Annotated in this window: 1 pseudogene; it reads left to right on the top strand. The window is 46.7% G+C overall.

Features of this window, described 5'->3' with window-relative positions:
- Positions 1-884, top strand: a pseudogene (locus tag RB619_RS21045) (hypothetical protein); the annotation flags it as partial.

Raw genomic sequence — 884 nt, 5'->3', positions numbered from 1 at the left:
AAGGAGGTACGACTGTATCTACTACAGCCAGCACAACAGGCCTTACAGCGGGCACTTATAACATTACTGTTACGGACAATCTAGGATGTACGGGAACGGCATCGGTTATTATTATTGAGCCTACGCAAGTAACATCTTCAGCATCATTCCCTGCAAATACCACTTGTAGCCCTACTACATTAATTACGGTTACAGCAGGCGGTGGATCCGGTGGCCATTTATACAGCTTCAACGGAAACACTACATACACAGGTACGAACACATTGCTTGTTACGCTGACTTCTTCAGCTCAGACGATCACTTATTCTGTACAAGATTCAAACGGCTGTACGCTGACCAAGACAATTAATGTTCCGGCATACAATCCTCCGACAGGAATCATTTTCAGCGCTCCAGCGGCGATTACTTGTTTATCTACTACTACCAGCGTTACATTGACGACTTCTGGAGGAATTTCCCCATTCACTTATTCAATCGTTTCAGGCCCTACAACGGCGCCTTCGAACACGACAGGGAACTTCTCGGGACTTACTGCAGGTACTTATGTATTTGAGGTGAAAGACGCCAACGGATGTACCAAGCAGGCTTCTCTTCCTATTTCAGGAGCGGCAACAATTTCAGCATCTCAGTCAAGCACGGATGTTAAATGTGTGGGCAATACAGACGGTACTGCGGTATTTACGGTAAGCGGAGCAAGCTCGGCTGGAAACTGGACCTATACGTTGACTCCGGCTTCAGGAATTCCTTCAATAACAGGAGATGTTCTTACGGTTACTGGTCTTGGAGCAGGAAGCTATGTCTTCAAGGCTACAGACAAGACGACTGGCTGTTCTACAAATACAGTGACTGCGGTTGTGAATGCGGCTACTGCCATCACTTTTACG

The organism is Flavobacterium sp. LHD-80, assembly GCF_030929605.1.
Classification (GTDB): domain Bacteria; phylum Bacteroidota; class Bacteroidia; order Flavobacteriales; family Flavobacteriaceae; genus Flavobacterium.
Note: the sequence above shows the minus strand (reverse complement) of the source record. Positions and strands in the feature narration are given on the sequence as shown.